Source organism: Actinomadura rudentiformis, assembly GCF_008923185.1.
Taxonomy (GTDB): domain Bacteria; phylum Actinomycetota; class Actinomycetes; order Streptosporangiales; family Streptosporangiaceae; genus Spirillospora; species Spirillospora rudentiformis.
Window position 1 is genome coordinate 228,059 of record NZ_WBMT01000001.1, and the last position, 16,695, is coordinate 244,753.

Below are 16,695 nucleotides of genomic sequence, written 5' to 3' on the forward strand. Positions count from 1 at the left end.
CGCCATGGCGGAACGCATCACGCTGCAGGTGTCGCGTTATCGGCCGGAGAACGACGCCGAGCCCGTGACGCAGGAGTACGAGATCCCGCTCCGGAAGGCGTGGTCGGTGCTCGACGGCCTGAACCACGTCAAGGACCACATCGACGGAACGCTCTCGTTCCGCTGGTCCTGCCGGATGGGGATCTGCGGCAGTTGCGGGATGACGGTCAACGGCGACCCGCACCTCGGCTGTGCCGCGTTCCTCACCGACTACGCCCCAGGCCCGGTGCGCGTCGAGCCGCTGCGCAACTTCCCGGTGATCCGCGACCTGGTCGTCGAGATCGGCGACTTCATGCGCAAGCTGCCCAAGGTCAAACCCTGGCTCATCCGGACCGACACGGCCGAGACCGGCACGGCGGAGGCCGAGGCGGCGGAGATCGGCACGGCGGAGATCGGCACGGCGGAGCGCGAGTTCCCGCAGACCCCCGCGGAAATGGACGAATACCACCGGTACAGCATGTGCATCAACTGCATGCTCTGTTACTCGGCCTGCCCCGTGGTCGGACTTGAGGAGGACTTCCTCGGCCCGGCCGCCATCGCCATCGCCCAGCGCTACAACCTCGACTCGCGCGACCAGGGCGCCGCCGAACGGTTCGACGTGCTGTCGTCCGCCGCCGGGGTCTGGGACTGCACCTTCGTGGGGGAGTGCACCACCGCCTGCCCCAAGGGCGTCGACCCGGCGGGAGCCATCCAGCGCTACAAGCTCACGGCCGCCATGGAGTCGCTGAAGGCGTTCGTCCTGCCGAGGAGGGCGCGATGACCGAACGAGTCCAGTACACCGAGTTCCATCCGCGGTGGCACCGGACCCGGTTCCCGGTGTTCTGGTGGCTGCGCCGCCGGTCCTACCTGGTCTTCGTCGTCCGCGAGCTGACCAGCGTCTTCGTCGCGTGGACCGTCGTGTACCTGCTCCTGCTGATCAACGCGGTCGCCGAGGACGACGCGGCGTACCAGCGGTTCCTGGACTGGAGCGGCACCTGGTGGGTCGTCCTGCTGAACGTCGTCGCCCTTGCCCTCCTGCTCTTCCACACCGTCACCTGGTTCAACCTGGCGCCCAAGGCCATCGTCGCGCGGATGCGCGGAAGGCCCCTGCCCGGCATCTGGATCCAGGGCGCTCACTACCTGGCCTGGGCGCTGGTATCGGCCGGCGTGGCCTGGCTGATTCTGGGGTGACGACGCGATGGCCAAGCGGCAGATCGAACCGATCCTCTGGCTGACGTTCAGCGCGGGCGGAATGGCCGCGGCGCTGGCGCTCCCCGTCCTCCTGCTCGTGTTCGGCGTGCTGATCCCGCTCGACTGGGCCTCTCCGGACCGCACACACCTCCTGGCCGTCCTGCGCAACCCGTTGACACGCCTCGTCCTGCTCGCCGTCTTCGTTCTGGCGCTTTTCCACTGGGCGCATCGGTTCCGCTACACCCTCTATGAGGGGCTCCAGCTCAAGCACCTCAACCAGGTGATCAACGTCCTCTGCTACGGCGGTGCCGTCGCCGGTTCCGTCATGGCGGGCTACATCCTCCTGATCGCCCTGTAGCCAGTACCGCTGAACGCCCTGTCGCCCGGCGGGGTTTGGTCGTGAGGGTCAGCACGTGCTCGACGAGGGTCACGAGCACATGCTTGCCCGATGATCGCTCACGGACGTCGCATTGCACGATCGGGATGTCGGGGGCGATGTCGAGGGCCACGCGGATCTTCTCGGCGTCATGTGCGGCCGCACCGTCGAAGCCGTTGACGGCGACGATGAACGGGAGCCGCCGCCGCTCGAAGTAGTCGATGGCGGGGAAGCACTCTTCGAGCCGCCGCGTGTCGACCAGGACGACGCCGCCCAGCGCGCCGGACGCCAGTTCGTCCCACATGAACCAGAATCGCTCCTGGCCGGGGGTGCCGAACAGATAGAGCACCAGGCCGTCGTGGAGGGTGATGCGTCCGAAGTCCATGGCGACCGTGGTGGTCGACTTCTGGTCCACCCCAGAGGTGTCGTCGACGCCGAGGCTGCGGTCGGAGAGCCGCGCCTCGGTGCGCAGCGGCTGGATGTCGCTGACGGCGCCGACCAGCGTGGTCTTGCCGACGCCGAAGCCACCGGCTATGAGGATCTTGATGACCAGTGGCGCTGCCGCGTCCGGAGCGGGCTCGGGGGGCTGGGGATCCATCGGGCGTCACCGGAGCCAGTGCGCGAAGCGCCGGCGCAACGACGGCCATCGGGGCGCGGGTGACGCCGCCCCGTCGGGCCAGGGGACCGTGTCCCGCCTTTGAGTCGCGTCCCGCCCCTGACCGAGATCTTGCCCGGCCTCGGAAGCCCCGGCCACGCTGAACGGCTGGGCGGGCTCGGTGGGGCGCTTGGGGGTGAACGTGACGGGGAGTGAGGCGAGGTGGCGGGTCAGCCAGGCTCTGTTCCATGTCAGCTCGTCCTCCGGTACGGCCAGGCTGATGTCGGGGAGGCGTCCGAGCAGAGTGTCGATCCCCGTCTCCGCGATGGCCCGGCTGATGTCCTGGCCGGGGCATTCGTGCGCGCCGCCACCGAAGGCGAGGTGAGAGCGGTTGCCCAGGAGGGACGCGGTGAGGTCGGGTCGGATGGCGGGGTCGACGTTGCCGGCGGCGAGGGCGAGGAGCATCAGGTCGCCCGCCTTGATCTTCTGCCCGCCGAGTTCGGTGTCGGCGACGGCCCAGCGTCCGACCATGGTGCGGAAGGGCGGTTCGTCCCAGAGGATCTGTTCGACGGCGTCGGGCAGCGTCATGTGACCGCCTGCGAGGGAGGCCCTGCAGCGAGGGTCGGTGTGCACCATCCGCAGCGTGCTCGCGACCAGGCCGACGGTGGTCTCGTTTCCGATCACGAGGGCGACCCGCAGGTTCTGTGCGACCTCCATGTCGCTGAGCTCGGCGGGATGGCCGATCAGCCGGGAGGCGATGTCGTTCCCGGGAACGGCCCGCTTCTGCGCGACGACCTGGCGCAGTGTGGTGACGATGTGCTCGTTGCTCGCGACCGCCGTCTTCGCCCCGGTCATGAGGTCTTGGGTGGCCCTGACCAGGGACGGAGCGGCATGGTCGGGGATTCCGAGGAGCTTGGCCATGACGTGCATGGGCAGATGCTGGGCGAACTGGGCGACCAGGTCTGCCCGCCCCTCGGTGCAGAACCCGTCGATCAGCTCGTTGGCGAACCGGGTGACGTAACGGCGGACGCCGCGGCGGTTCAGGCCTGCCAGGCTGTCGTTGATGGCCGACCGCAGCCTGCGGTGCGCCTCGCCCTCGGCGAATCGCACCATCGGCTTCCACTCGGTCATCGGCAGCAATGGCGAGTCGGCAGGAACCTTGCCCTGCAGTGCCAGGTTCCAGACGCGCGAATCACGGGTGAAGCGCGTGGACGTGCGGGCGACCTCCAGGTTCTCCCGGTAGCCGAGGACGAGCCAGGCGGGGAGGTCTCCGGCCACCAGGACGGGCGCGACCGGTCCGTGCTCGGTGCGGAGCCGCTCGTAGAAGGTCTGCGGGTCCGCCACGACCTCGGGAGCGAACAGGTTCACCAGGCCGCCCCCGCCGTGACCCGCGTGTGCCGGACACTGCGGTGGCGGGGAGACGGCACTGCTCGCATGCGGCTCCGCGGAGGGGCCGGTGGGGGGAGGTGTCACTGTCATCGTTCCCGGGTCGTCGCAACGGTGAGGGAGTAGAGGTAGCGCATCAGGATGAGGAGGGTGTCGCGGCAGTCGGCGCGGTCGCGGGCGTCGCACTCGACGATGGGCACGGGTTCGGGCAAGTCGAGGGCCGCCCGGATCTCCTCCAGCGGGTACTTCGGCGCCTCGGGGAAGGTGTTGACCGCCACGATGAACGGGACTCCGCGCTCCTCGAGCCGGCCGAGCACGTCGAAGCTGACTTCGAGCCGCCGGGTGTCGATGAGGACCACCGCCCCCAGCGCGCCTTCGAAGAGCCCCTTCCACAGGAACCAGAAGCGCTCCTGCCCGGGCGTGCCGAACAGGTAGAGCACCAGCTCCTCATTGAGGCTGATCCGGCCGAAGTCCATGGCCACCGTGGTCTCGGTCTTGCTCTCCACCCCGGCGAGCTCGTCCACCCCGACGCTGGCCTGCGTCATGGTCTCCTCGGTGGTCAGGGGCCGGATCTCGCTCACCGATCCGACCAGGGTGGTCTTGCCGACCCCGAAACCTCCGACGATCACCACCTTGACCGCCGCCATGGTCGAGGCGGACAGCGTGTCCTCCTCCGGCGGCCCCGTCCTCATGTCAGATCCTGGAAAGCCCATCGATCACCGCCTCCAATACTGCGGCCTGGGGGAGGGCCGCCGCCGACGCGGGCGCCCGGACCTCCACCTGCCCGCCGTCGATCAGGTCACCGACCAGCACGCTGACCATGCTTGCGGGCAGGGACAGGTAAGCGGAGATCTCGGCGACCGAGAGCGGGTTGGTGCACATCCGGAGAATGGCCGCCTGCTCTGGATGCGCGCCCGGTCCAGGTGCGCCACGAGCCACGATCAGCGCCACGAGGTCGAGGGCGACGCGTTCGGCCGGACGGTTGCGGCCCCCCGTGACCACATAGAGCCGCTCCGGACCTCCCTCCGCCCACCTGCGGGGGGCTCCTCGGTCCTTATCGCTGGAGTCTCCGTCGCTCATGCGACCGGCCCGCTCGAACGTGGTGCGCTGCTGAGGTGTTCGCCGATGCGGGCCACCAGGTCGCGCATCCGCTGCCCCATCAGCCCGGCGTCCACCCCTTCGTCGGCGAGCACCGCGAGGTAGGCGCCCTGCCCCGCCGCCATCAGGTAGAAGAAGCCACCGTCGACCTCGACCACCACGAGCCGCATCCGGCCCTCACCGTGCGGGAACTCCGTGCCGATCGCCGCCGCGAGACTCTGCAGCCCCGCGCACGCCGCCGCCAGCCGATCTCCGGTCTCCGAACCGCCGCCCGCTCCCGTGACGGGGCTGAACTCGGCGATGCTGAGCCCGTCCGACGACAGCACCACGACGTGTCGCGTCTGGGGAACGCTGGTCGCCAGGTCCTTGAGGATCCAATCCATGTTCATGTGGTGTGGTGCCATCGGCTACTCGTCCTTACCTGGAGACGCTTCGCCCGTCGGACGGCCGGCGTCTTCCGTGGAGGATGTTCCGGAGATTCCCTCGTGGAACTCGGCCAGCCAGATCCCGGGTTGCACGGGCGCTTCCGCGGGCTCCTCGGCTCGGGGGGCCGCCGGGGCGGAGACCGGATCGGTGGTCCGGACCGCACCGGGCAAGGGGGCACCGCGGTGGCGCTGGCGTTGGGGCAGTCCGTTCACCCGGCGCCGGATCGCGCCCGCCGCCTCGTCGTTCGCCGCCCTTGTCGGCCCCGCGTGCACCGAGGGCCTCGGCTTGGGCGGCGGTAGCGAGGCGGCGCGGGCGATGTGGCCACCGGGGACGGGGCTCACGGTGACCTGGTCCTTCGGCACGGTCAGCACCGCGCGCACGCCCCCGTAGGCGGAGGGGCGCAGCGCCACCGTGAAGCCGTTGGCCCGGGACAACCGGCCGACGACGGCCAGTCCGAGCCGCGGCGCCTCGCCGAGGTCGTCCAGGTCGAGTCCCCCCGACGACTGCGCGAGCGCAGCCTCGGCGCGGACGCGGGCCTCCTCGGTCAGGCCGATCCCCGCGTCCTCGATCTCCACGGCCACACCGGTCTGGACCTCGACCGCGGTCAGGTGGACCCGGGCCTGCGGCGGGGAGTAGCGCGTGGCGTTGTCGAGCAGCTCGGCGAGCGCGTGGATCAGCGGCTCCACGGTCGGCCCGACGACGGCGAACTCGGCGACCGAATGCAGGTCGACACGGTCGTAGTCGGCGATGCGCGACATCGCGCCACGGAGCACGTTGAACAGGGGGACGTCCTGGCGCCACTGGCGGCCGGGCCGCGCTCCGCCGAGGACGGCGATGCTGTCCGCGAGCCGCCCGATCAGCGCGGTTCCGTGGTCCAGATGGAGAAGGTCGCCGAAGACCTCGGGATCGTCGCCATGCTTGTCCTCCATCTCGCGCAGATCCTGAGCCTGCTGGTGGACGATGGCCTGCACCCGGCGGGCGATGTTCACGAACGCCCGCTGTGCGGAGTCGTGGAAGCCCTCCTGGGCGTCCACCACGTCGAGCACCGATCTCAGCACGGCGTGGTGGGCCTCCCTCAGCTCCAGATCGAGGCCGGGAGAGGAGAGCAGCTCTCCCAGCGCCTCCTCCGCCAGCGCGCCCTGCCGGAGACGTTCCACCGCCGCGGGCAGCAGCTCTCTGGCGAGACGGAAGGTCGCCGCCTCCTGGAGGGCCAGCCGGCGCCGCAGGTCGGCCATCTCGGTGGCGTGCTCTCGCTCCATTCCGGAGATCGCGCGATCTCTGCGCACCTCCGCCCAGAGGGCCACCGCGGCTGCCACCACGCCGCTTCCCAACACGGCCACCTGTGCGTCGTCGGACACCAGCCACGCCGCGAACACGACGGCGACGACCAGGGACACGAGCAGAAGGGACAACCACATGGGCGCAGGGGAAGTCCGGCTTCCCGGCGATGAACCGGATCGGGCCATTGGCACATCCTCAATTGAACGTGGAGAGGAATAGCGCCCCCTTGACCGGAAGAAAAGGGGGCGTGGGACGCTCAGTTGATCACCTCACGTCGGTGTCACATTTTTCACGACATCGACGCGAGAAGGCCGACAGTATTCGCGCCGCCCATGCCGCGCAACCGATTCACGCCACGTCGACAATGTGGCATTTTGGCGGAGTTGCACCCAAAAATGGCGGTCTGGAGATCGCATCGTTCCCCGTGTCGTGCGTCCGCCTCAGGCGTGGTCAGGCGCAGGAAGCCACCGCATCAATGATCGTTCGGCGTCGGCCAGCCATTCGTATTGATCCGCAGGGCCCTGCCTTCTCCGTCATCTTTTCGGGCCATTGCCTGTTCACGCAGTTCGTGCAGAACCACGATCAAGCATTCCAGGGTCTGAGCGGGATTGAGGCGAGGGTCGCAAAGGGTCTGGTAGTTGGCGCCCAGCCCGTTCTCGCTGATCCGCCGCCATCCACCGGTGCATTCGGTCACGTCCTCGCCTGCGGCCTCCAGATGGACTCCTCCGGCGACGGTGCCAAGGTCGCGGTGCACGCGGAAGAACGCCCTGATCTCTTCGGTGATGTCCTCAAGACGGCGGAACTTCCGCCCTTCCTCGGTGGTCCGCGTATTGCCGTGCATCGGATCGCACACCCAGGTGACGGGCACCGTCGCCGCGGCCTGGACGAGGGGAGGGAGCAACTCACCGACCCGCGCGGCACCCAGCCGGGTGATGAGGGTGAGCCTGCCTGGGATCTTGTGCGGGTTGAGCATCGAGCACAGCGCCGCGACCTCCTCCGGACAGGCCGAAGGGCCCAGTTTGACCGCGATCGGGTTGCGGATCCGGGCGGCGAATGCGACATGCGCCTGCCGGACGTCGCGGGTCCGGTGACCGAGCCACAGCAGGTGGGCCGAGGAGTCCCACCAGTCGCCCGCGGCGGTGCGGCGGGTGAGCGCCTCTTCGTACGGCAGGATCAGCGCCTCATGCGAGGTGTAGATCGATGGGACCAGGGTGTGCAGGCACCGCGATCGCGGTGGGGCCTCCAGGGCGGCGGCGAGCAGGTGACCGATCTCGCCGATGAGATCGGTGGCCGTCCCGGGCTCGTACTCGCCGGACGGGCGTGCGGGCAGGCCACCGTTCTGGCGCAGCGCCCTGACCGAGGTCTCGGTGATCTCCTCGATCGCGCGGCTTGACGGGTTGGGGTGAGCGCGCAGGTAGTTGAGTGTGGCCGAGGCATGGAAGTAGGCCGACAGGATCTCGGCACCTGACGAAGCACCGGCGTCCGGCTCGGTGGGGCGCGAACGCGGTTTGGCGTACTGCCCGGCGATCCGCCCCAGGGCCACCACCGGCCGGCCGGTGCCGAAGCCCAGGATGGCCGCTCCGACGGTGAGCAGTGCCTGGCGGGCCTGGATGCGGCCGGGCGTGCATCCGGCGAACGTCTCGGCGCAGTCGCCCAGCTGCAGGACGAACGCGTCACCCGTCACCGTGCGGGCGAGTTCGGTGGTGAGCGTGCGGCATTCGTCCGGGCTGACGAGCGGCGGGAGTTCACGGAGCCGCCCGAGGCTCGCCTCCACCTGCGCGTGATCGGGCCAGGGCGGCTGGTGGGCCGCGACCCGCCCGGTGTCCGTCGGGACGGGCGCGGGGCCGGCACTTGCTGCGGAGCCGTTGCGTTCAGGCCTGCGCCGGGCATCCGCCCCGGTGTCGATCCACTCGCGCGCGGGCGGCACCGGCACGGTCGTCACCGCGCTCGGAACGTGGCGCGGGTTGTAGCACTCGCGGATATAGCACCAGGGTTCGTCATCGATCAGCATGACGTAGGCCTTGACCGCGCACGGTCGGGCCACCCCGCCGTGCCACCACGTCGAGCGGCCGACGTGCAGGATCTCGCGGCGCTGCGGTAGGTGCCGGCCGATGAGGCTGTAGCCGATGGGCGTGTCCAGGCTCGTGATGTCGTCATAGAGCCGGCCGCCGGCCGCCGAGGTGGCCGCGATCACCTGGTTCAGCGACACCGGTGACAGCTCCGGATCGACCAGGCACGAGCGGCGGACGAGGGCCTCGCCGCCGCCGCCCAGCCCGAGCAGCGCGGCCACCTCGCCGGGGACGTCCGTGACCGGGACGAGGTCCTGGCGGAGGACCCGGACCTGGAGCCTGGTCCCCAGCAGCGCCTCCAGCACCGGCGTGGTGAGGCCCCCGCCGGCCAGCAACATCCGGGTACCCGGATCGGTGAAGCAGGCCACGTCCCGGCCCGTGTGGAGCACCATGTCGATTCCTGGTCGCTGGTCGCGGATGGGAGGGCGACGGCCGAGCCTCCGTGACGCGCCGGTCACGGAGGCTCGGGCCGGTTCAGGCGCGTCGCGCCAGGCCCAGCCGGGGCCGGGTGACGATGTGGACGTCGCCCATGGCGGTGTCAGGACCGAGAGGGTCGCGCCAGATGTTCCAGACGGGCGACATGTCCAGGCCGCCCATGTAGTTGACGCTGGACTTGGCCGTGGGGTCCTGGACTTCCTCGGCCTCCTTGACGAGGGTGTCGGTCAGGGCGCGCCGACCGGTCTCCTGCGCTTCGCGCACGTCGGTGAGCCCGGTCGTGATGCGGGTGAACGACTGGATCGCGGCGTCGCCCGCACGGCTGTCCTCGTGCACCAGGTCGTGGGCGTGGGAGAAGTACTCGTCCATTCCGATGTACTGCTGGTACATCCGGGACACCAGCACCAGGAATCGCGAGTACGCGCGCCGGTAGACGTAGTCGAAGAACGTCAGCGCCTGCGGCTCCGCCATTTCTCCGCGCAGCGCCGTGGCGACGGCGGCGGACCCGACCAGTGCCCCGTACTGGGCGAGGTGGACGCCGGTGGACAGCAGCGGATCGAGGAAGCAGACCGCGTCGCCGATCATGATGTGCCCGGGTCCGCAGAACCGCTCGGACACGTACGAGTAGTCCTGTTCGGCCCGCACCTCGCTCTCGAGGGCGGCGCCGTTCAGGACCCAGCACATGTCCTCCGACCGCTCGAGCGCGTCGCGGTAGTAGGCCTCCAGCGAGGTGAACGAGGGTCGCTCCTGGGCGAAGCAGCGCTTGTACGTGACGTACCCGACGCTGAACCGGCCTCCGGTCAGCGGAATGTGCCAGAACCAGCCCTCGGGGGCCGAGACCACGTTGATGGCCCCCTCCGGTCCGCCCGGCAGCGGCCTCGCACCCTCCCAGTACCCCCATGTCGCCACGTTCTGGAACACGTCGTGCGGGCTGCGCATGTCGAAGTGCTGACGTGACAGCACCCCGGCACGGCCGGACGCGTCAACGAGGAAGTCGAACTCCGTGCGGTGGACCGACCCGTCCTTCTGACTCACCCAATGCGCGGCGACCGGACGGTCGCCGTCGAAGTCGACGCTCTTGACCGTGGCGCCCTCGATGACCTCCGCTCCCTGCTCGGCGGCGTTCCGCAGCAGGATCTCGTCGTAGGACGCCCGGTCGACCTGCCACGACCAGGCGTCAGCGTCGACGAGCTTGCTCCAATCCAGATGCCACTTGTCCTTCTGCCAATGGAAGACCCCGCCGCGTTTGATCTGGAATCCGTGGTCACGGACCTTGTCGAAGGCGCCCGACAACCGCAATGTCGGCAGGCACGATGCGAGCAGGGATTCGCCGATGTGGTATCGCGGGAAATTGTCTCTTTCCAGCAGGAGCACCTGCAGTCCGGCCTTGGCGAGCAGTGCGGCGGCGGTGGAGCCGGCCGGCCCTCCGCCGATGACCAGGATCTGGATGGTGTCGTTCACAGCTGACCTCCTGTGGATTTGGAACGGTCCTCGCCTTGGTATCCTGAATCAAATATGAAACACCTGATCCTTTGGACATTTAACGATCATCCAGGCCGATTCGACAACTCCTTCCACCTCGCCCACAATGCTTGCGGCCACACACGGGCCCAATACACTTTTTAGTGATAAATATGCATAACTCAATGAGGTTGATGTGCCTGGTCAGTGAGTAGATGTGTGCGGACCGTAATCGAGGAAAAACGGCTTCGGGATCATCGACGTCCTGCAACTGCACCAGGCGAACACCCACTGATGTCAGTGGAGCGTCTCTTCTTTTAGGTGGTCCGAAAAGCGGCTTGTGGCCTTGAAGAATCATCGGGACACGAGTGGCCACCGATGTCGTCGACAGGAAGGGAGACATAGGGGCTCAGGACAAGAACGCGGAGATCAGCAAGCATTGACCAAATTGGCCATTTACCGTGCACGCACGAGCGTTTAACCTTGCGACCCTTCGGCGTCTGCCTCCCGGGTTCAAGAGGTGATCTCGTGGATCAGCGTTCCATCCATCTCGTCGGCAGCTACCCGGCCGAAAACGTGCGCGACGCGATGACCGCCGCCGTCCAGCAGGCCGGCAAGCACCTGCGGACTCTCCCGGATGGCGAGGTGGGCGAGCGGCGCAACTGGGTCGTCCACATCATCGAGGCTTTCAGAAACCGTCCCGACGTCGTCCTGCGCAAGGACGGCGACTGGTCGGGATACGACGATGTGCCGGTTTTCAAGATGAGGAAGGGTCACCGGCTCACCGCCGGCTCCCTCGACCTCGGCCACGTCAGGGACGCCGAGGAGAGCTACGCCGCCTTCAAGGAGATCCGCGCCCAGCACGGGCTGGACGGCCTGTCCTTCCAGGTCGGCATCCCGGGCGACCTCGATCTCGCCCTCTTCACCTTCGGGCCGGCCGGCGCCTTCACCCGCCGCGGGCCGTTCCGGGAAGCGCTCATCCGGGAGATCAATGAGATCGCCGGATGGGGCGGAGGCGACGTGCTCTTCCAACTCGAGTTCCCGGTCGAACTGGTCATGGTGACCACGGCACCCGCACCGCTGCGCGGGCTGGCGGCGCGCTTCCTCGCCCGCGGAATGACCCGGCTGGCCGCCGCGGCGCCGCCCGGCACCCGGTTCGGCGTCCACCTGTGCGTCGGCGACCTCAACCACAAGGCACTGAAGCGCATGAAGTCCACTGCGCCGCTGGTCGCCCTGACCAACGCGTTGCTTCGGGCCTGGCCGGAAGGCCGCGTCCTTGACTACGTGCACGTGCCCCTGGCCGCCGGCGACGAGCCACCCACCCTGGAACCGCGCTTCTACCGGGACCTCAGGCGGCTCGCCCGGATGCCGCGAGACGTCCGCTTCGTCGCCGGCCTGGCCCACGAGGAGCAGGGGCTGACCGAGCAGCAACAGGTGCTTCGCACGGTCGAGGCCATGCTCGGCCGCCCTGTCGACGTGTCACCGGCTTGCGGCCTGGGCAGGCGGACCCCAGAGGCGGCCGAACGCACTCTGGCCCGCGCCGTCGCCCTCGCCGGGCGATGATCATTTGGCGACAGGGACCGCCAGGGGGCGCTGGAGCCGGCCTTCCTCCTGGAGGTAGCCGCTGGCCGAGCGGAGCCAGGAGATGGTGGACCTGGTGGAGAACGCGTCGGGCATGAGACCTGCCAGCGGCCCTTGCCGGCTGGGAATCTCCCTGCCCGTCATCTTGGCGACCCTACGTACGATCTTGGTCCTCGCTCGCTCGTAACCGCGCAGGTCGCCGGCGGACCTGCTCAGCACCCAGGCGTCCTCCAGCGCCTGCCCGGTGCCCATCGCCATCGCCGGTGACATCGTGTGGGCCGCGTCGCCCATGAGCGTGGTCGGGCCCCGGCCCCAGATCGGCGGCACACGATGGCCGTAATGCGGGTAGAACTGTGCGGTCTGGGCGTGGCCGAGCACCGTGGGGAACGGTTCTGGCCAGTGGCCGAACCGTTCACGCAGCCGGTCCATCAGGTCGGGCGCGTCGCCCCAGAACGCGCTGCCCGGCTTGGCGCGCAGGTCGAACCACCACAGCGCCTTCCCGTGCCCGGCCGGGGCCACGCTGCCCAGTGCGCGTCCGTTGGAGATCATCATGGAGCGGCCGGTGTCGGTGAACTCGGTGGGCAGCGTGGTGAACGCCTGCCAGGTGACCCATCCGTTGGGCCTGCTCGGGTTCTCACCCCACAGCGCCTGCCTGACGACCGAGTTGCGGCCGTCGGCGCCGACGAGCAGGTCGCCGCGCGCGGTGCTCCCGTCCGTGAAGGTGATCTCCGCCCGGTCGGGGTCGATCGCCTGGATCCGGTGGCCGTAATGGACGGGTACACCCTCGGCGAGGCGCTCGACGAGCTCGCGCCTGGCGATGTGCATGGCGTGCAGGCCGCCGAATCGCCGCTCGACCACGTTCAGATCGATCGTGCCGAGTTTGCGTCCGCGCACCGACCAGGTCTCCAGCGACTCCAGGCGCCTGCCCGCGCCGTCGAGGTCGACGTCGAACTGGCGCAGGATGCCGCTTGCCGCCGGCCAGAGCGTGACGGAGCCGCCTTCGGTGCGCAGTTCCGGTGCCGCCTCGAACACCTCGACGTCATGACCGGCCGCGGTCAGCCCGCGCGCCGCGGCCAGTCCCGCGACGCCGCCGCCGACGATGAGTACCCTCATGGTTCCATCCCTAATTTGAGACTCACAGTTTCTGATACTTGGAGTATCACAATGAAGGCACGCGGACGCAAGCCCGATCCCTCGATCGATGCGCGCATCAAGGAGGCCGCGGTGAGCCTGCTGGTGACCAAGGGAGTGTCGTTCACCATGGACGAGGCGGCCGCCGCCGCCGGCGTCAGCAGGGCCAGCGTCTTCCGCCGCTACGCCACCAAGCGAGACATGCTCCTCGACGCGCTCGCCCTCGCTCTGGACGCCCAGGTGCCCGAGACGCCCGACACCGGTTCCCTCGAAGGCGACCTGACGGTGATCGTCAATCAGACCCTCGCCGGCGTGCAGTCACCCCAGTTCACCAAGATGACCAGGGAGATCTTCGGTGAGGCGGGCCGGGACCCCGGCGTCGCCGAAGTGATCCGCACCAGCATGCGCGACAAGAGAAAGCGCGACTGGGCGATCTACGACCGCGCGATCGCCAGGGGCGAACTGTCCCCCGACGCCGACCTGTGGCTGCTGTCGGACATGGTCGTCGGCCTGGTCGTCTACCGCGTCCTCATCGGCCTGCCGATGCCTGACCCGGCCCAGATGGTCAAAGCCCTCATCCACGGCTTCACGCAATGACCACGCGCGATCTCACTGGATGACACGTAGGCCGGAGGCCGTCGAGACGAGCAGGGAGCCGTCACGGAGCGGCACGGCTGGGCCGTCGGCGTCGGCGGGCAGCCGGAACGCGGCGGCCTGTGAGCCGTCCTCCATGTCCAGCAGCACAACGTCGGAGCGGCGGCGCACGGCCAGCCGGGCCGAGTCGGGTGTGAACCAGCAGGCCGCGCCCTTGGTGTCCAGTGCGTACCGCCACAGCGGCAGGCCGGTGGCGGCGTCGAGGAGCACGACGCAGCCCAGGCACTCGTCCAGGCCGTCGACGCCGGGCGCCGGGTAGTCCAGCCAGAAGCACAGGCCGAGCCGCCGCCCGTCCGGCGACCAGCCCACCCACGACGCGGTCTGGAAGCTGCTCAGCCGCAGGCCCAGGTCGTGGTCGTCGTGGCAGTACAGGGACGACACGGTCCCGTCCCCGCCGACCGCAAACCCGTTGATCTCCCACCAGCCCTGGTTGGTGCCGACCGTGACGAAGTGCGGCCGGCCGGGCGCGAAGGCGGCCAGCGCCGCCCAGTCGCCACCGTGGACGGAGCCGGATCCGGGCACGCCCCCGGTGGTGGTGATCTGCTCCCCGGTGGCGCTGTCGAGCAGCAGCGCGGGCGCGTCCCGGCGGGCGACCACCAGGTAGCGGCCGTCGCCGGAGAACACCAGGTCTCCCACCTCCTGCTTCGCACAGGGGACGGCCGAGCGGTCGGGCGCGGGCCAGGACCGGATCTCGACGCGGTGCTCATCGTCCTCGTCGCTGTTGAACGCCAGGGCCAGCCGGTCACCATGGGCGGCGCCGTCGATGGCCTTCCCGCCCAACGGCACGGCGGAGACCGGCATCGGTGCGTCACCGGTCAAGTCCCACCGGACGGCCACGTCGCGGTCACGGGTCAGCGTGAGCGCCTCGCCGTCCCGCACGAAGACGCGCGCTTGCGGGGCATGCCCGAGTTCCTGCGCGGACAGGGCCAGCGCCTCGTCACCCAGCACGGCCGCGAACGCCGCCCGCAAGTCCGCGTCACCGCCGCGGGCGACGCGTTCGACCAGCTTGGGGTCGGGCCGGGCACCCAGCGCGAGCAGGGCCGCCGCGTCCTGTGCGTACCCGGGCCCGTTGAGGGCCTCGGTCACGACGGACTCCAGCATGCGATCGGGGTCCGGTGGGACGACCCCGGCGGCGAGCATCGCAGCCATCGCACCCGGGCACCAAGGCGCCCGATCCAGCTCCTCGGCGGTCGGCGCGGCCCCGTGCTCCAGCAGAATCCGGACCACGTCCGAGCGCTTGTAGAGGAGCGCCGTTTCCAGAACGGAATCCTCGGCGCCCGGCTCGGCGCCGTGCTCGATCAGCAGCTGGGCGATCTCGGCGGTCGGCGCGTCCGGCAGCGGCCCACCCTGACCGGGCACCGGCGCGCCGCGCCGCAACAGAGCCGCGACGACCTCGGCATCGCCGCGCCTGACGGCGTCCTCCAGCACTTGGACACCGCCGATCTCGGCTCCCGCGTCCACCAGCAGGTCGACCATGTCGGCAGAACGCGTCCCGGCCAGCGGAAACCCGTCATCCGGATTCGTGCCGTGCCGCAGCAGCGCCTCGACCAGACGCGGCTGGTCGGCCTCGACGGCGTTGCGCAGGGAGACATCGACGGCCTGCTGGGGTCGCAGTTCGAGAAGCGCGAGGGCGGTGTCCGTTCGGGCGTAGTGGACGGCCTCGTGCAGCGGCGTCCGGCCCCTGTCGTTGCGGGCGTCCAGTCGGTCGTGGCCGCCCGCCTCCAGCAGCAGTCGCACCATCTCCGCGCTGCGCGCCTCGTGGAGCGGTATCTGTCCGCTTTTCGCGGCGTCACGGTCGAACGTGCTGCTGGCGCGGGCGGCGGCGAGCGGATCGGCGCCATGCTCGATCAGCAGGCGTGCCACGTCGACACGGTCGCGCTTCACCGCCTCCCACAGCGAGGTGCGGTCCCGCTCGTCGGACCGCCGGGCGTCCGCTCCGGTTCGAATCAGCAGTTCGGCGACGGCGCGCGTCGCGGCCTGATGCAAAACCGTCCTTCCGCCGGCATCGAGACGACGCGGGTCGGCGCCGTGCGCGAGCAGCACCGCCACGCCTTCGTACCAGCCGGACGCGGCGGCCGCGGTGAGCGGACGCCGCTCATAAGCGCCTTCCTTGTCGGGGTCGGCGCCGCGTTCGAGGAGGAGCCGGAGGAGTTCGGCAGACCGGTTCTCCACAGCCGTCAGCACTCCCGGACCGTTCAGGAAGTGCGCCTCGTCGAGGAGTCCGGGACTGTCGTCAAGCAGCCGCCGTACGGCGTCGGCGTCCCCGCGCCGGATCGCGGAGCGCAGCAGAGACTGGGGCGGTGTCGTGCCGAGCCTCATCACGCTCTCCAGCGCCAGACGGGTCTCATCTCGATGAAGTCGATCTGCAACGTCCGACGCGCAATCTGCCAGAAGCCACTCTCACGCCGGTAAGCGTCGGTGTAGCGGAGGTGCCAGGCGTAGTCGGTGAGTTCTCCTGGCTCATCTTCGGTGAGATGGTGCGCGACGCAGGCGATGTGCCCGGTCGCGGTCGCGTTCTCGCGTCCCGGGTCGAAGACCTGGCCCACGATCTCGTGCGAGGTGAGCGGGAAACCGTCCAGGGAGTGGAACGACTCGCTGATCTCGTCCCGTCCCGTGAAGGAGCGGACGGGGCCGAAATGCTCTGGCGGGTCGGGCAGGACGAGCACCGCGTCGTCGGTGAACAGGCCTGCGAGACCGGAGTACTTGGCGCGGTCGGTGTAGAGCGCGTACCGGGCGACCAGGTCGGCGAGCATGATCCGGTCGCGCGGATCGAGCACCCTCATGAGAGCCACAGGAGTTGCGCGCAGGCGGACGTCTCATCACCGCCACGTGAACGGGAAAACCCGAGATCTAGCGACATGTCCGGAGCCTACAGGCGGCCGTCGTGAGGGGATCGGAGGCCCGGCTTCAAAAAATTTCGAAGGAGTGGCAATCCACCGCGCCTGTTGCGACGAACCACAGATGCGGCCCGGGGTTCAAGCGGCCGCGTCGAT

Annotated in this window: 16 protein-coding genes; 5 read left to right on the forward strand and 11 right to left on the reverse strand. The window is 69.5% G+C overall.

Going from position 1 to position 16,695, the window contains the following annotated elements; genetic code table 11:
* Window positions 1-4: 4 nt before the first annotated feature.
* From sdhB to frdD, 3 genes are read left to right on the forward strand one after another with little or no spacing between them, the layout of a single operon-like run.
* Window positions 5-799 carry a succinate dehydrogenase iron-sulfur subunit gene (sdhB, locus tag F8566_RS01105; protein ID WP_151557027.1) on the forward strand — a complete coding sequence of 265 codons (795 nt, stop codon included), beginning with the start codon at window positions 5-7 and terminating at the stop codon, window positions 797-799.
* Window positions 796-1,209, forward strand: coding sequence for a fumarate reductase subunit C (locus tag F8566_RS01110; RefSeq protein WP_151557029.1), 414 nt, complete (start codon window positions 796-798; stop codon window positions 1,207-1,209). Before sdhB ends, F8566_RS01110 begins: the two co-directional genes overlap by 4 nt.
* A 7-nt stretch (window positions 1,210-1,216) precedes the next feature.
* The gene (gene frdD, locus F8566_RS01115) at window positions 1,217-1,567 is read left to right on the forward strand and encodes a fumarate reductase subunit FrdD (protein WP_151557031.1); all 351 of its coding nucleotides are present in this window, start codon (window positions 1,217-1,219) and stop codon (window positions 1,565-1,567) included.
* On the opposite strand, the gene F8566_RS01120 is transcribed toward frdD, so the two are convergent.
* The 8 genes from F8566_RS01120 to F8566_RS01155 form a co-directional block, all read right to left on the reverse strand.
* Window positions 1,533-2,183, reverse strand: coding sequence for a GTP-binding protein (locus F8566_RS01120; RefSeq protein ID WP_151557034.1), 651 nt, complete (start codon window positions 2,181-2,183; stop codon window positions 1,533-1,535). The two genes, frdD and F8566_RS01120, sit on opposite strands and share 35 nt — an antisense overlap.
* 6 nt (window positions 2,184-2,189) lie before the next feature.
* Window positions 2,190-3,548, reverse strand: coding sequence for a cytochrome P450 (locus F8566_RS01125; protein ID WP_225992745.1), 1,359 nt, complete (start codon window positions 3,546-3,548; stop codon window positions 2,190-2,192).
* A 107-nt stretch (window positions 3,549-3,655) separates the two neighbouring features.
* On the reverse strand, window positions 3,656-4,258 hold the full coding sequence (locus tag F8566_RS01130; RefSeq protein WP_225992746.1) for a GTP-binding protein: 603 nt from the start codon (window positions 4,256-4,258) through the stop codon (window positions 3,656-3,658).
* A gap of 1 nt (window position 4,259) precedes the next feature.
* On the reverse strand, window positions 4,260-4,646 hold the full coding sequence (locus F8566_RS01135) for a DUF742 domain-containing protein (RefSeq protein ID WP_151557040.1): 387 nt from the start codon (window positions 4,644-4,646) through the stop codon (window positions 4,260-4,262).
* A complete protein-coding gene (locus F8566_RS01140; RefSeq protein ID WP_151557042.1) occupies window positions 4,643-5,068 on the reverse strand; it encodes a roadblock/LC7 domain-containing protein in 426 nt (141 codons plus the stop codon). The genes F8566_RS01135 and F8566_RS01140 overlap by 4 nt, the downstream gene beginning before the upstream one ends.
* A 3-nt stretch (window positions 5,069-5,071) precedes the next feature.
* Entirely contained in the window at window positions 5,072-6,508 is a 1,437-nt protein-coding gene (locus tag F8566_RS01145; protein WP_225992747.1) for a sensor histidine kinase, read from the reverse strand.
* Window positions 6,509-6,843: 335 nt separating this feature from the next.
* A complete protein-coding gene (locus tag F8566_RS01150; RefSeq protein WP_151557046.1) occupies window positions 6,844-8,832 on the reverse strand; it encodes a 3-deoxy-7-phosphoheptulonate synthase in 1,989 nt (662 codons plus the stop codon).
* Window positions 8,833-8,914: 82 nt separating this feature from the next.
* Entirely contained in the window at window positions 8,915-10,336 is a 1,422-nt protein-coding gene (locus F8566_RS01155; protein WP_151557048.1) for an NAD(P)/FAD-dependent oxidoreductase, read from the reverse strand.
* 528 nt (window positions 10,337-10,864) lie between these two features.
* Between F8566_RS01155 and F8566_RS01160 the strand changes: the two genes are divergently transcribed.
* On the forward strand, window positions 10,865-11,899 hold the full coding sequence (locus tag F8566_RS01160) for a hypothetical protein (RefSeq protein ID WP_151557050.1): 1,035 nt from the start codon (window positions 10,865-10,867) through the stop codon (window positions 11,897-11,899).
* On the opposite strand, the gene F8566_RS01165 is transcribed toward F8566_RS01160, so the two are convergent.
* The gene (locus tag F8566_RS01165) at window positions 11,900-13,030 is read right to left on the reverse strand and encodes an FAD-dependent oxidoreductase (RefSeq protein WP_151557052.1); all 1,131 of its coding nucleotides are present in this window, start codon (window positions 13,028-13,030) and stop codon (window positions 11,900-11,902) included. It lies immediately after the preceding gene.
* A gap of 51 nt (window positions 13,031-13,081) precedes the next feature.
* Here F8566_RS01165 and F8566_RS01170 point away from each other — a divergent pair, with 51 nt between their 5' ends.
* On the forward strand, window positions 13,082-13,645 hold the full coding sequence (locus F8566_RS01170; RefSeq protein ID WP_192809448.1) for a TetR-like C-terminal domain-containing protein: 564 nt from the start codon (window positions 13,082-13,084) through the stop codon (window positions 13,643-13,645).
* A 12-nt stretch (window positions 13,646-13,657) separates the two neighbouring features.
* Here the strand turns inward: F8566_RS01170 and F8566_RS01175 are convergent, their stop codons facing one another.
* Complete coding sequence (locus F8566_RS01175) at window positions 13,658-16,021, reverse strand: ankyrin repeat domain-containing protein (protein WP_151557056.1); 2,364 nt, start codon at window positions 16,019-16,021, stop codon at window positions 13,658-13,660.
* Window positions 16,021-16,485 carry a nuclear transport factor 2 family protein gene (locus tag F8566_RS01180; RefSeq protein ID WP_151557058.1) on the reverse strand — a complete coding sequence of 155 codons (465 nt, stop codon included), beginning with the start codon at window positions 16,483-16,485 and terminating at the stop codon, window positions 16,021-16,023. The genes F8566_RS01175 and F8566_RS01180 overlap by 1 nt, the downstream gene beginning before the upstream one ends.
* Window positions 16,486-16,695 lie beyond the last annotated feature (210 nt).